10 protein-coding genes are annotated in these 13,702 nt (G+C 70.3%); 5 read left to right on the top strand and 5 right to left on the bottom strand.

The features are described 5' to 3' along the window. Position 1 precedes the first annotated feature (1 nt). Positions 2-823 carry a bestrophin-like domain gene (locus L6Q21_RS17100; protein ID WP_237831964.1) on the top strand — a complete coding sequence of 274 codons (822 nt, stop codon included), beginning with the start codon at positions 2-4 and terminating at the stop codon, positions 821-823. A gap of 13 nt (positions 824-836) precedes the next feature. Then, positions 837-1,283 carry an META domain-containing protein gene (locus tag L6Q21_RS17095; RefSeq protein ID WP_237831963.1) on the top strand — a complete coding sequence of 149 codons (447 nt, stop codon included), beginning with the start codon at positions 837-839 and terminating at the stop codon, positions 1,281-1,283. A gap of 193 nt (positions 1,284-1,476) precedes the next feature. On the opposite strand, the gene L6Q21_RS17090 is transcribed toward L6Q21_RS17095, so the two are convergent. Further along, entirely contained in the window at positions 1,477-1,923 is a 447-nt protein-coding gene (locus tag L6Q21_RS17090) for a peptidylprolyl isomerase (protein WP_237831962.1), read from the bottom strand. A gap of 123 nt (positions 1,924-2,046) precedes the next feature. Here L6Q21_RS17090 and L6Q21_RS17085 point away from each other — a divergent pair, with 123 nt between their 5' ends. Together L6Q21_RS17085 and L6Q21_RS17080 are read left to right on the top strand one after the other, a co-directional pair. After that, entirely contained in the window at positions 2,047-4,164 is a 2,118-nt protein-coding gene (locus L6Q21_RS17085; protein ID WP_237831961.1) for an autotransporter assembly complex protein TamA, read from the top strand. Continuing rightward, positions 4,164-8,405, top strand: coding sequence for a translocation/assembly module TamB domain-containing protein (locus L6Q21_RS17080; protein ID WP_237831960.1), 4,242 nt, complete (start codon positions 4,164-4,166; stop codon positions 8,403-8,405). The genes L6Q21_RS17085 and L6Q21_RS17080 overlap by 1 nt, the downstream gene beginning before the upstream one ends. A gap of 66 nt (positions 8,406-8,471) precedes the next feature. On the opposite strand, the gene L6Q21_RS17075 is transcribed toward L6Q21_RS17080, so the two are convergent. Beyond that, complete coding sequence (locus L6Q21_RS17075) at positions 8,472-8,891, bottom strand: hypothetical protein (RefSeq protein ID WP_237831959.1); 420 nt, start codon at positions 8,889-8,891, stop codon at positions 8,472-8,474. 147 nt (positions 8,892-9,038) lie between these two features. Between L6Q21_RS17075 and L6Q21_RS17070 the strand changes: the two genes are divergently transcribed. Continuing rightward, positions 9,039-10,364 (top strand): amidase, encoded by a 1,326-nt coding sequence (locus tag L6Q21_RS17070; protein WP_237831958.1) that lies wholly within the window; start codon positions 9,039-9,041, stop codon positions 10,362-10,364. A gap of 266 nt (positions 10,365-10,630) precedes the next feature. On the opposite strand, the gene L6Q21_RS17065 is transcribed toward L6Q21_RS17070, so the two are convergent. The 3 genes from L6Q21_RS17065 to purM form a co-directional block, all read right to left on the bottom strand. Then, positions 10,631-11,821, bottom strand: coding sequence for a hypothetical protein (locus tag L6Q21_RS17065; protein WP_237831957.1), 1,191 nt, complete (start codon positions 11,819-11,821; stop codon positions 10,631-10,633). A gap of 154 nt (positions 11,822-11,975) precedes the next feature. Further along, positions 11,976-12,605, bottom strand: coding sequence for a phosphoribosylglycinamide formyltransferase (gene purN, locus L6Q21_RS17060; RefSeq protein WP_237831956.1), 630 nt, complete (start codon positions 12,603-12,605; stop codon positions 11,976-11,978). Continuing rightward, entirely contained in the window at positions 12,598-13,701 is a 1,104-nt protein-coding gene (gene purM, locus L6Q21_RS17055) for a phosphoribosylformylglycinamidine cyclo-ligase (protein WP_237831955.1), read from the bottom strand. Before purM ends, purN begins: the two co-directional genes overlap by 8 nt. Between the last annotated feature and the right edge of the window lies 1 nt (position 13,702).

Here is a 13,702-nt window from a genome sequence, read left to right as displayed (position 1 = left end):
CGTGCAGGCCCTCGCCAACGCTCTGGAGGCGTCGCCTCTGTGGCTGCTGGGGCCATTGTTCTTCCTGCTGTTCTGGCTGGCGGCCTTCGCGGGCCGCTGGCTGAGGAATCGCTCGGCCCCGCGCGACGGCGCCGGCGGCAGCGAGCCGGGCTTCATCATTTCCGCCTCGCTCGGCCTTCTGGCGCTGCTGTTGGGCTTCACCGTTTCGATGGCGGTTTCCCGCTACGACGGGCGGCGCACGGCGACGCTGAACGAAGCCAATGCCATCAGCACCGTCGTCTATCGGGCGGACCTGATGCCGCCGGCCCTGCGCGCCACCACCCTTGCCGAGCTGGAGCGCTATCTGGACGCGCGGCTGACGGTGGGGCGGATGGGCGAGGACAGCGAATCCGTGGCGCGCGCCCATGCGGAGACGGCGAAGGCGGCGGCGCGGATGTGGACGCATATCATCTCGGTCGGGCCGTCGGTGCCCGACACGGCGGTGCGGCTGCTGGTGGTGGAAAGCGTGAACGGCATGTTCGACGCGGCGATGGTGCGCGACGCCGCGCTCGCCAACCGCCTGCCGCCGACGCTGGTGCTGCTGCTGATCCTGTTTCCCATATTCAGCCTGATCCTCATCGGCTATGTGAGCGGGCGGATGGTGGGCGCGCATTTCATGGCCTCGACCGAGCTCATCCTGCTGCTGACCCTGGTGCTGATGCTGATCGCCGACCTCAACCGGCCGCGTTCCGGCACGATCGCCACGCCGCTGACGCCGCTGCTGGAAGTGCAGGACCAGTTGCGCGCCGCGAAGGCCGTTTCGACCGCATCCCAACACCCATGAACGGAGAAGAAGAATGCCAGACTTTCTGAAGGGAGTGATGATGATGGCCGCCATCGGCACGCTCGCCGCCTGCAGCCCTTCGCCGGCCCCGCAGGCGCAGACGACTCCGGCCGCCCCCACGGGCGGCGCGGCGCTGCTGGGCGCGGAATGGGCGGTGTTCGAAATCGCCGGAAAGCCGATCGTCGCCGATTCCAAGCCGACCATCCTGTTCGAGGACGGCCGCGTGGCCGGCGCCGGAAGCTGCAACCGCTTCATGGGCGGCTACACCGTCGCGCCGGACGGGCTGAAGCTGGAATTCTCGCAGATGGCCTCCACCATGATGGCCTGCCCGGATCCGCTGATGCAGCAGGAAGGGCTGTTCCTGAAGACGCTGGGCGATGTGACCGGCTATACCGTGGCGGCCGACGGCGTGCTGACGCTGACGACGGCGGACGGGCGCTCGATCAAGGCGCGGCGATAGGGGCGGCGAAGCCGCGCGAGTCCGGCTGGGTCAGAAGGAAAAAAGAAAGAAGAAAGGCGAGGCCAAGCCTCGCCGCGTCGGACTGGTCCGGGCCTGATGGGGCCCGGACTCAGCCGGCCGTTCCTTCGGCGAGTCCGCGAGCCTTCGGACGATTGCTGCGCAATCCTCCTCCAGGTCGCGGCCGCCTTCGGAATTAAAAACTCCTCAGTTCCACGATCTTCCCCGGCTCGCGCGGCGGCTCCCCCTTGGGCAGCGCGTCGATATGCTCCATGCCCTCGGTCACTTCGCCCCACACCGTATATTGCCGGTCCAGGAAGCGGGCGTCGTCGAAGCAGATGAAGAACTGGCTGTTGGCGCTGTCCGGATTGGAGGTGCGGGCCATGGAGCAGACGCCGCGCACATGCGGCTCGGCCGAGAATTCCGCCTTCAGATCGGGCAGGTTCGAGCCGCCGGTGCCGCGGCCGTTCGGGCAGCCGCCTTGCGCCATGAAGCCGGGAATCACCCGGTGGAAGACGATGCCGTCGTAAAAGCCGCTGTCGGCGAGCTCCACGATGCGCGCCACATGGCCCGGGGCGAGGTCCGGACGCAGGCGGATGGTGACGTCGCCGTTTTCCAGCTTCATCTTCAGATGGTCGGGCATTCTGGCTTTCCTTTCCCTTGGAAACGGCCGCCTGCCTAGCGGGATGGGCGCCCTGCCGCCAGCCCCCGCCTTTTCCCTGCGCTTTCGCTTGCCTATTTCCGCACTTCAGGGCTTTGTGCGGCCGTGCTGCCTGTTCGACCGCGCTCTTCCCGCCTGTTTTCCGCTGCAACGCTGCTGTTGCTGCACGCGGGGCCCGTGGCGGCGCAGGTAGCGCCCCCCGAAACACCACAGGAAACACCGCAGGAAATATCGGCACCGCAGGCGGCGCCCGAAACCGCCTCCGAGCCCTTTGCCGTGCGGGATGTCCCGCTGCTGGCGGACGCCGACGACCTGTTCGCGCCGCTTCCCGAAATCCCCACCGCCACCGAACTGCCGCCGGTCGATTTCGGCGAGCCGCTCGCCATGGATCCCGTGGCCCCGCTCGACCCGGCGCTGCTGGCGCCGCTGCCTTCCCTGCAAGGCTTCGATCCGGCGCCCAGCGCCGATTTCAAGTTCACCGAAGTGGCGCAGGAAGGCATCCGCTACCGGACGCATGTGGACGGGCTGGACGGGACCGGGCTGGAGGGCAGCTTCCGCCGCCTCTCCGCGCTGGTGCGCGGCGAGAACCAGACGGCGACCGCCGCCCAGCTCGCCTCGCGGACCAATTCCGACAAGCTGCTGATGCAGCGGCTGCTGTTCTCGGAAGGCTGGTATTCCGGCGAGACGGAGGCCAGCGTCTCGGTCACCGGCGAAGGCAGGGCGGACGTGCGGCTGCAGACGATGCCCGGCGAGCGCTATCGCTGGAGCGAGATCGCCCTCGATCTTATTCCGACCGAGCGGCCGGAGCTGGCCGAAGGCTTCGGCCTGAAGGTGGGCGAGCCGATTCGCGCCATCGCCGTCGAGGAATCCGAAGGCGCGCTGCTGCGCAAGCTGAACGAGAGCGGCTACCCCTTCGCCGAGATCGGCGCCCGCGACGTGGTGCTGGACCAGACGGAGCCGACGGGCAGCTACCTTCTGACCGGCGACATCGGCCCGGCCGGGGTGTTCGGGCCGATCCGCATGTCCGGCTTCCAGCCCTTCTCGGAAGACCATGCCCGGGTGATCGCCCGATTCGAGGCGGGCGAGCCTTATGACGTGCGCATGGTGGACGACCTGCGCCGGGCGCTGATCGCCACGCAGCAGTTCGGCGGCGTGACCGTTTCCCCCGTCGACAGCGGCCTGCGCGAGCCGGACGGCCGCGCGGTCACCGAGATCCGCATCGTCGGCAACCGCGGGCCGCAGCGGCTGCTGTCGGGCCAGGTCGGCTATGCCTCGCAGGAAGGCTTCCGCGCCGAGGGAAGCTGGCGGCATCGCAACTTCATCCGGCCCGAAGGCACCCTCACCACCCGCGCCGTGCTGGGCACCGAGGAGCAGCGGCTGGCCGCCGACCTGCTGATGGGCAATTGGCGCCAGCGCGACCGGACGCTGGCGCTGGGCGCCGACATCGCCAATCTGACGCCGCCGGCCTATAAGGCCCAGACGCTGGCGGTCACCGCCGAGATCGCCCGCCAGTCGACCCCGATCTGGCAGAAGCGCTGGACCTGGTCGCTCGGCTTCGGCCTTGGCGCGTCTCGCGAGCAGTCGCGCGCCATCCTGCCGGACGACCCGGAACTGCCCAAGCGGACCTTCCTCTTCGTCTCCATTCCCGGCACGCTGGGCTATGACCGTTCCAACGACCTCCTGGACCCGACCAAGGGCTATCGGCTGAAGCTGGAGATGAACCCGGAAATCTCCCGCGAGGGCAAGCGGGTGGAAACCTACGCCCGGATGTTCCTGGAAGGCTCCGGCTATCAGCGCATCCGCGACGATTTCGTGCTGGCCGGGCGGGCGCGGGTCGGCAGCATCGTCGGCGCCGACCTCGTGAACATCGCCCCCACCCGCCGGCTCTATGCGGGCGGCGGCGGCTCGGTGCGCGGCTATGATTATCAGGGCGTCGGCATATTGGGCTCCAACGACCGGCCGATCGGCGGGCGCGGCCTGCTGGAAGGCAGCGTGGAAGGCCGTTACCGCTTCGGCGATTTCGGCGTGGTGGGCTTCGTGGACGCCGGCTCGGTTTCCCCCGACCCCACGCCGACGCTCGACGGCATGCGCTTCGGCGTCGGAGTCGGCGGCCGTTACTTCACCAGCTTCGGGCCGATCCGCTTCGACATCGCCCGGGCGGTGAACCGCAGCCCGCGCGACCCGAAGATCGCCCTTTACATCTCGATCGGCCAGGCCTTCTGATGGCCGACGCCGCCGACACCCCGCCCGACACCCCGCCGGACGGCCTGCCCGACGGCGCGCCGGACGATTTCGCGGCCCCGCCTTCGCGAAGCTGGTGGCGCTGGCTGCTGGGAATATTGCTGTTCCTGATCCTGCTGGCGGCGGCGGCCGTTCCGCTCGGCCTCTGGTGGCTGGCGGAAACGCCGGGCGGGCGCGGCTTCGTGGCGCGGCAGATCGCCGGGCTGCAGCCCGAAAGCGGCATGCGCTTCGAAGTGGGGCGGATCGACGGCTCGCTGCTGTCCCGCTTCGAGATGGTGGACATCATCGTCCACGATCTGGACGGCCCGCTGGCGATCATTCCCCGCGCCGAGGTGGACTGGGAGCCGATCACCCTTTTCGGGCGGATCGTCAGCATCAACCGGCTGCTGGTGCCGGAAACCCGGCTGCTCAGGATGTGGCGCGTCAACCCGCGCAATCCGGACGATCCGCTGCTGCCCGACATCGACATCCGCCTCGGCCGCTTCGAGTTCCAGAAGCTGGTCGTGGAGGAGCCGGTGCTGGGCCGGGCGGAGACGCTGACGGCGCTCGGCCGGGCCGACATCCGCTCGGGCCGGCTGCTCATGGACATGCAGGCGGCTTCCGCCAGCGGCGACCGGCTGCTGCTGCTGCTGGACGCCGAGCCGGACCGGAACCGTTTCGAGCTGGAAGCCGACTTGAGGGCGCCGGTGGGCGGAATCGTCACCACGCTGGCCGGGCTGGACCAGCCGCTGAGCGTGCAGGCGAACGGCAGCGGCAGCTGGACGCTGTGGCGCGGGCAGTTGAGCGCCGATCTGGGCACGGACGAGAACAGGCTCCGGCTGGCGGAGCTTTCGATCAAGGCGGACGATGGCCGCTTCCGGGTGACGGGCGATGTGGCGCCGGCTTCCTTCGTGCCGGAAAATCTGGCGCAACTCGTCAGCCCGGCGGTGCGGATCGACGCCACCGCCGCCCGCCCCGATGGCCGTTTCGACCTGAAGTTCGTCGCCACCAGTCCGGCGCTGGCGGTGACGGGGGGCGGGCTGGTCGACACCAGCGGCAATGCGCTGGAAGACGTGCGGCTGGAGGCGGTGCTGAAAGACCCTTCGCTGGTGAATCCGGCGCTTTCGGGCAGCGGGCTGGTGGCGACGGTGACGGCGGACGGGCCGATGAAGGATCCGGCCATCCGCTGGACGGTCGCCGCCGACAGCTTGCGCTTCGCCGGCGAGAACGGGCCGATGGGCGCCAATGGCCTGAAGGCGCAAGGCGAGGTTCGGCTGGCGGCCGCCGGCCGGCCTCTTTCCGTGCCGTTCGAGGCGAGCGCCGTCTCCACCGTCGGGCTGCCGCCGGAAATGGCGGCGCTCGTCGACCGGCCGCGGCTTTCCGGCACGCTGACCTATGCCGATGGCACGCTCGTGGGCGATCAGCTTTCGCTGACCACCACGGCGATGACGGCGAACGGCAACGCGCGGCTGATGCCGGACGGGCGGGCGACCGCCAATCTCAACGCCCGGCTGGCGCGCTTCGAAATCCCGGGCGTCGGGCCGGCGACGGTGGAAGCCAGCGCCAGTATCGCCCGCGCGCCCGGCGGCAGCCCGGCCGTCAACGGCCGGTTCACGGCCCGGTCGCTCGGCCTTACCAATGCTTCCGTCCAGGATTTCCTCGGCGGGCTGCCGACGGCCAGCGGCCAATTCTCTCTGGCGCCCAATGGCGAGATCGCCCTTTCCGACGCCGCCCTCAGCAGCCCCAATCTGAATGTGGCCAATGCCACGGGCCGCTACGATCCGGCGAGCGGCCGCTTCGCGGTGGACGCCGCCGGGCGCAGCCGCGCCTATGGCCCCTTCACGCTGACGGCGGCGGGCACCTCCACCGCGCCGACCGCTACCTTGAAGATGCCCTCCCCCGGTTTCGGCTTCGGGGTGAGCAATCTCGTCGCCAGCCTGTCGCCGGCGCCGGGCGGATTGCTGCTGGTGGCGAGCGGCGAGAGCCCGCAGGGGCCGCTCGACGGCCGGGTGATGGTCGGCATGGGCGAAGGCAAGCCGCTGACGCTGGACATCGAGCGCGCCGCCATCGCCGGAATCGCCGCCAGCGGCCGGCTGGTTCAGACGGCCGCCGGCCCCTTCGCCGGCAAGCTGGTGGTGGACGGGCGCGGGATCGATGCGATCTTCGCCCTTTCCGACCAGGGCGGGGTGCAGCGGATCGACGCCAACGCCCGCGCCTTGCAGGCGCGCCTGCCGCTGGCGACTCCGATCGGCATCGCCAAGGGCAACGCCCGCTTCACCGTGCTGCTGGTGCCCGAGCGGCCGCATGTGACCGGCGCCTTCCGCCTGAGCGGCGTGACCCGCGACGGGCTGCTGCTGACGGATGTGCAGGGCACCGCCAACATCGCCGGCACCAGCGGCGTCGCCACCGTGAACGCCAAGGGCCGCTCGCGCGACGGCCAGCCCTTCGCGGCGGTCACGCGCGTGCAGTCCGTCGCCAGCGGCTATGCGATCACGCTGGACGGCAGCGTCGGCAAGCTGCCGCTGAAGCTGGACCGGCCGGCGCAGATCGTGCGGGTGGACGGAGGCTGGGAACTGAAGCCGGCGCGGCTGCAACTGCCCAAGGGCCAGGTGGACGCCGCCGGCATCTGGGCGAAGGACCGGCAACTGAAGCTGGCGCTGCGCAATGTAGACCTGTCGATCCTGGACCTGCTGCGCGGCGATCTGGGCTTCGGCGGAGTCGCCAACGGCCAGGTGGTGATCCGCTCGGAGCCGGGGGCGCTGATCCCTTCCGGCGAGGCCAACCTCACCATCGTCGGCCTGCAGCGGCCGGGGGTGACGGGAATCACCATTCCGGTCGACATCAAGCTGGCGGCCCGCTCGGATGGCGGCGGACTGGTGCTGGGGGCGCAACTGAGCTGGCAGAAGAACGATCTCGGCCGGCTGGTGCTGAAGGTGGACCCCGGCCCGGGCGACAATCCGGCCGACCGCTTCCTGCAGGGGCGGCTGACCGGCGGCGTCCGCTACAACGGGCCGATCGAGCCGCTCTGGGCGCTGGCCGGGCCGGAAGGGCAAGAATTGAAGGGGGCGATCGCCGTCGGCGCGGACTTCGCCGGCACTCCGGCCAACCCGCAACTGGGCGGGATCGCGCGCGGCAAGGGCCTCATCTATCGCAACGCCGCCTTCGGCACGGAAATCGTCGACCTGGCGTTCGACGGCCAGTTCGGCGGCAACCTGTTGAAGCTGAACAGCATCACCGGCCGCGCCAATGGCGGCACGCTGGGCGGTTCGGGCGTGCTGCGGCTGGGCGCCGAGCCTTCGATCGACCTGAGGGTGGAGCTGGAGCGGGCGCGGCTCGCCAACAGCGACACGCTGGAATTCACCCTGTCCGGCCCGCTGCGCCTGCATGGCGAGGGGCGCGGCGCGACTCTGACCGGCGACCTGCAGGTGGACAGCGCCCGCATCCAGCTGGTGCAGATGAACAACAGCGAGGTTCCGCAGTTGCAGGTGCGGCGCGCCGGCGAGGTGGTGGTGCCGGTGAGCGAGCCGGCGCTTTCGGCCTCCAACCTGAAGCTCGACGTCAGGATTCGCGCCGACGACCGGGTGCGGGTGGAAGGCATGGGGCTGGACAGCCAGTGGCGCGCCGACATCCGGGTGCGCGGCACCGCCAACCAGCCGCAGTTGCTGGGCACCGCCACCCTGACGCGCGGCGATTTCGCCTTCGCCGGAAGCGACTTCGACCTGACCACCGGCCGCGTCGTCTTCAACGGCAATCCGATGGACAGCTCCATCGACATCCGCGCCCAGACGCAGGCCGAGGATGTGACCGCCTTCGTGACCATCGCCGGCACCGCCGCCAAGCCCGAGGTGCGCTTCAGCTCGCAGCCGAGCCTGCCCGAGGACGAGATCCTCGCCCGGCTGCTGTTCGGCTCGTCGGTCGCCGATCTTTCGGTAACGGAAGCGGTGCAACTGGCGACCGCCATCGCCGGCCTGCAATCGGGTGTGGACACGATGGGCAAGATCCGCCGCTCGGTGGGCGTGGACCGGCTGCGGCTGGTGGGCGACAATGCCGAGACCGGCATGGGCACCGGAATCGCCATCGGCAAGCGGCTGACGAAGAACGTCTATGTGGAAGTGCTGACCGACAGCCAAGGCAACACGCTGACCACGCTGCAACTGACGCTGAGCCGCATCTGGAGCCTGTTCATCGAGGTCAGCTCGGTCGGCAACAGTTCGGTGAACGTGCGCTACCAGCGGGAATATTGAGGCGCGGACACGCAAGCGGCGCGCGGGTTGCCCCGCGCGCCGCTGTCTTGAACAGGTCTTGCCGGCTTATTCGTCGGTGGGCTCGATGGCCGTCTTCACGCCTTCGACAGCGGTGCGGGCGCCGCCGACGATGTCCAGCCCGCGGGTGCAGCCGATCACCCCGCCCGAGCCGACGGTCGAGCAGCTGCCGATGCCGGTGGCCGAATTCTGGCCGCTGGCCAGCGCCGCGCGGTTGGCGCCGACCTGGTCCTGGCGGGCGATGGCGGCGGCCTTCTCCTCTTCGCGCAGGGCCTTGGGGATGCGATAACGCTCTTCCTCGGGGCGGCGGGCGCAGACGATGATCTCATCGGGGTTGTTCGCCTTGGGGCAGGGGTCGTCCCCGAAGACGACCACGGTGCGGCTGCGGTAGCTGCCGTCCTGCGCGAGAGCCGGCGCGGCGAAGGCGAGCGGCGCCGCGACCAGGGCAAGACCAAGCATCCATTGCATTGCCGACTCTCCTTAGTGTGCGGAATCCGCACATTCATTGAACCCCCGGCCGCATGAACCGGGCCTGACCTTAGCGCAAGTGGCCTTGCAGCGAAATGCGCCACCTGCCATCGCCCGAAGCGGGCGAGGTGGCGAAAGGAGCGCGCAATGGCAAATGGTCTGCACCAGCTTGGAGCGGCATCGCTTCTGCAGGCTTTCCGGGCCGGCCGCGCCAGCACCGTCGCGGCGACCCGCCATTATCTCGACCGGATCGACCGCTTCGACCCGGCGCTGGGCGCCTTCACCCATGTGGACCGCGAAGGCGCGCTGGCGGCGGCAGCGGAATCGGCGGCGCGCCACGAAAGCGGGAACCCCCGGCCGCTGGAGGGGTTGCCCGTCGCGGTGAAGGCGAACATCGCCGCCAGGGGGATGCCCGCCCATGCCGGGATCGGCGCGCTTCGGGCGCATGTCGCCGATGCGGATTCCGATTGCGTCGCGGCGTTGCGCGCGTCCGGGGCGGTGATCCTGGGCCTCACCAACATGCATGAAGCGGCGCTGGGCGCCACCACCGACAATCCGCATTTCGGCCGCACCCACAATCCGCACCGGATCGGCCACACGCCGGGCGGTTCCTCCGGCGGCTCGGCGGCGGCGGTCGCGGCGGGGCTGGCGGCGGCCGCTCTGGGAACCGACACGCTGGGCTCCATCCGAATCCCGTCGGCCTGGTGCGGTGTGACCGGGCTGAAGCCCACGAACGGGCTGGTGCCCGTGGGCGGGCTGGTGCCGCTGGTGCCCGGGCTGGACTGCATCGGCCCGATCGCCCGTTCGGTGGCGGATTGCGCGCTGCTGCTGTCCGCCATCGCCCGGCCTCGGGCCGCGCGCCCGCTGAACCGCGTCGCGCGGCTGGAGTTCCGGCAGGGGCCGGAGCCGGATTCCACTGTTTCAGCCGCGCTTCGCCTGTCCGCCTCGTTGTTGCAGGGGTTGGGGCTGGCGGTCGAGACGCGGCAGGTGCGGGTGGAGCATGCGCGGCTGCGCCTCGCCGCTTTCCTCGAGGTCGCGCAAGGCGCTGCCGACCAGTTCGGCAAGGCGGCAGCGGCTGAGCCGGAGGGGTTCTCGGCCGACTTCCATGCCGCGCTCGCCTTTGCCCGCTCGGCCGATGGCCGATCGCTGGCGGATGGGCGCCGGGCGCTGGAGGCGGCCGCGAACGAGCTTCAGGCCGTGCTGCATGTCGCCGATGCGCTGCTGCTGCCGACGACTCCGCAAGCCGCCTTTCCCTTCGACGAGGCGCCGCCGCAGACGCTGGCGGATTATAGCGCGCTCGCCAATCTGGCCGGCCTGCCGGCGCTCAGCCTGCCCGCCGGCTGGACAGCGGATGGGCTTCCTATCGGCGTGCAACTGATCGGCCGCGCCGGCGAGGACATGGCGCTGCTGGAACTGGGCGGCAGGCTGGAGGCGGCGCTGAACGCCTGGCGCCCGCCGCTCGATCCGGCCTGAAGTTCGAGCGAGTCACGTTTTGATTGCATCGAAACGGCCGCTTCAGTTGCTTGTTTGTGCGCATGGGTTCCCGTTCCGATGATTGCCTTTGAACGGGACAGGCCATGGATTTATAACCCACAGAAACAATGGATATATTTTCCGTCACCCCGGGCTTGACCCGGGTTCCAGCTTTTCGGCCAGCGTAGGTAAGAAGCGGGATCCCGGGTCAAGCCCGGGGTGACGAAGAGGGGACGGGGTGACGAAGGGGAATAGGAGCCCCCGACCTAGAAGAAGCGCTCGCAGTTGGTCGGGCCCCTGGTGGACGGCGCGCCGTCCAGACGGACGGTGGCGGCGTAGTTGCTCCAGGCGCCGCCGGTGGGGGCGGTGCGCTGGAAGATTTCCAGCGCGAAAGGCTGCCGGCCGGGGAAGGTGACGGTCCAGTTGCGCTCGCCTTCTCCCGTGCCCATCTTTTCGCAGCGCGTAAGCTTGAGAGTGGCGCCACGCGCGGCAAAAGCCTCCGGCAGGTCCAGCGGGATTTCCGCGCCCACCTTGCTCCAGTTGACGTTCACGCTGTCCGGCCGGCCCTTGCCGGAAATGCTGATGCTGTAGTCGCCCAACACGCCGGTAGCCAATGTGTCCTGCACCGGTTTCGCAAGCCAGCGCACGCCGGCCATGCGCTGGCGGAGATCGGCGAGCGCCGGGGCCGCGCCCGGCCCGGCCGGAATCGCGCGCAGCAGCGCTTCGGCGACCGGCTGGGTGGAAACCACTTTCTGCCACTCCTCCGCGCAGGCCTCGTCGATCCAGTCCGTCCTCGGCGGCTTGGTGGCCAGAAAGCGCGAGCGGCAGGCCGCCTTGAAACGCCCTTCCGCCCCGGCCACCACGGGCGGCACGGGTCCGGCGGGCGCGGCCGGGGTGGCGCCGGCCGGTGCAGCGGCCGGGATGGGGGCGGCCGCTTCCGGCGCGGCTATGGCGCGCGGGGCGGCTGGGCGGCCATCGGTCGCCACCTGGTCGAAGCGGGCGGCGGAGGCGTTCCAGCGGAGCTCATCCCCGCAGCGGGCGTTGGCGGCGGCGCCCTGGCCGCAGGCCGCGCCGCGCCGGGCGATCTGCAGCCGCGCGGGCTTGCCGGCCACCAGGCGGTAGGCGAGCAGCCGCTCGTCGAACAGCAGGCGGGCGCCGCCGCTCGCGTCCGCCGCATAGACCTGCACGCGGCCCAGGCCATCGGGGCGGAACAGATTGGGCCGGCCCGTGCAGGGGAAATTGGCTTCGGAAACCACGAAATCCGTACGGCCGTCTCCGGTCAGTTCCACGGGAATGACGAAACGGCCCTGCCCGTCCATGCTGCCGAGCTTGCCGCCGGCCTGCGCGCAGGCGGCCACGAGGTCGTTCACCCGCTGCTTGATCGGCTCTGGCACATGGCCCTGCGCCAGAGCCGGCTGCGCCGCCGCCAGAACACCGAGCAGAAAAACCTTACGCATCGCCATCGCCCCCTCCGGCCGCTGTGGACGGCGGGACGCTAGGGGGAAGTGGCGGCCGCGTCCAGCCTTGTGGCGGGCGGTTTTCGCTTTGTCATCGCGGGCTTGACCAGCGGTTCGGTTTTTTGCCTCCACCGCCCGAAAGCTGGACCCCGGGTCAAGCCCGGGGTGACGGAGTGGGGGATGGTTCTTGCCCTCTGTTGCCGGATGTCAGAAGTGCCTGCGCGTGGAGGGCCAGCGCTTGTGGATAGAGGCCATGCTCGGCCACCAGCACGCGGGCGGCCAGCGTTTGCGCGGTGTCGCTCGGCTCCAGCGGCACGCGCGCCTGGGCGACGATCGGGCCGTCGTCCAGTTCCTCGGTCACCACATGCACGGTGCAGCCGGCTTCCCGGTCGCCGGCGGCGATGGCGCGGGCGTGGGTGTCGAGCCCCGGATATTTCGGCAGCAGCGAGGGGTGGATGTTCAGCATCCGCCCGCGCCAGTCGGCGATGAAGCCCGGCGTGAGGATCCGCATGAAGCCGGCCAGCGCCACCAGTTCGATCCCGCGCGCCTTCAGCGCGGCGCTGACGGCGCGGTCGAAGGCGGCGCGGTCCGGATACTCCTTGTGGGCGATGGCCAGCGCTTCGATTCCCAGCGCCCGCGCCGAGTCCAGTCCGGCCGCCGCCGGCCGGTTCGACAGCACCAGCGCGATCTCCGCCGGATAGGCGGGATCGCGCGCGGCCTCCGCCAGCGCCAGCATGTTGCTGCCGCGCCCGGAAATGAGCACGGCGGTCTTCAGCCTAGCCATCGTGGGTGGCGACCCAGCCCTCGTTCCGGCCCCAGAGCCCGACGGCCCCGCGCACCTCGCAGCCTTTCGCGCCGGCCTCGATGCGGCCGATGGCGAAGACCGATTCGCCGCTGGCAACCAGCGCCGAAGTCACGGCTTCCGCTTCGCGCGGCGCGACCGCCAGCACCATGCCGATGCCGCAGTTGAAGGTGCGCGCCAGCTCGGCGGCTTCCATCCGCCCTTGCGCCTGCAACCAGCCGAAGAGCGGCGGCAATTGCCAGCTTTCCGCGTCGATCACCGCGCGGCAGCCCTCGGGCAGCACGCGCGGGACATTTTCCAGCAGGCCGCCGCCGGTGATGTGGGCCAGAGCGTAGATGCGGCCGGCCTTCAGAAGCGGCAGCAGCGGCTTCACATAGAGCCGCGTCGGCGCCAGCAGCGCGTCGATCAGGCTGCGCGACGGGTCGAAGGGCGCGGGCGCGTCCAGCGCTTCCCCCTCCACCAGCCGGCGCAGCAGCGAATAGCCGTTGGAATGGGCGCCCGACGAGCCGATCCCCAGCAGCAGGTCGCCGGCGGCCACCTTGTCTCCGGTCAGAAGTTGCGCGCGTTCCACCGCGCCGACGGCGAAGCCGGCCAGATCATAGTCTCCGGCCTGATACATGCCGGGCATTTCCGCCGTCTCGCCGCCGATCAGCGCGCAGCCGGCCTCGGCGCAGGCGCGGGCGATTCCGGCCACCACCTGTTCGGCAACGCCGGTCTCCAGCTTGCCGGTGGCGAAATAGTCCAGGAAGAACAAAGGCTCCGCGCCCTGCACGATCAGGTCGTTCACGCACATCGCCACCAGATCCTGGCCGATGCTGCCGTGCCGGCCGGTTTCGATGGCGAGGCGGAGCTTGGTGCCCACGCCGTCTGTCGCCGCCACCAGCAGCGGGTCGGTGAAGCCGGCCGCCTTCGGGTCGAAGATGCCGCCGAAGCCGCCGATCTCCGCGTCGGCGCCGGGGCGGCGGGTGGCGCGCACCAGCGGCGCGATCCTCTTCACAAGCTGGTTGCCGGCCTCGATGGAGACTCCAGCCTCGGCGTATGTGGCGGGTGTCACCGGCGGGCGATTGGTCGTGCTCATT

This window comes from Sandaracinobacteroides sayramensis, assembly GCF_022014495.1.
Lineage (GTDB): Bacteria > Pseudomonadota > Alphaproteobacteria > Sphingomonadales > Sphingomonadaceae > Sandaracinobacteroides > Sandaracinobacteroides sayramense.
This window is presented reverse-complemented; position numbering and strand designations above follow the sequence as displayed.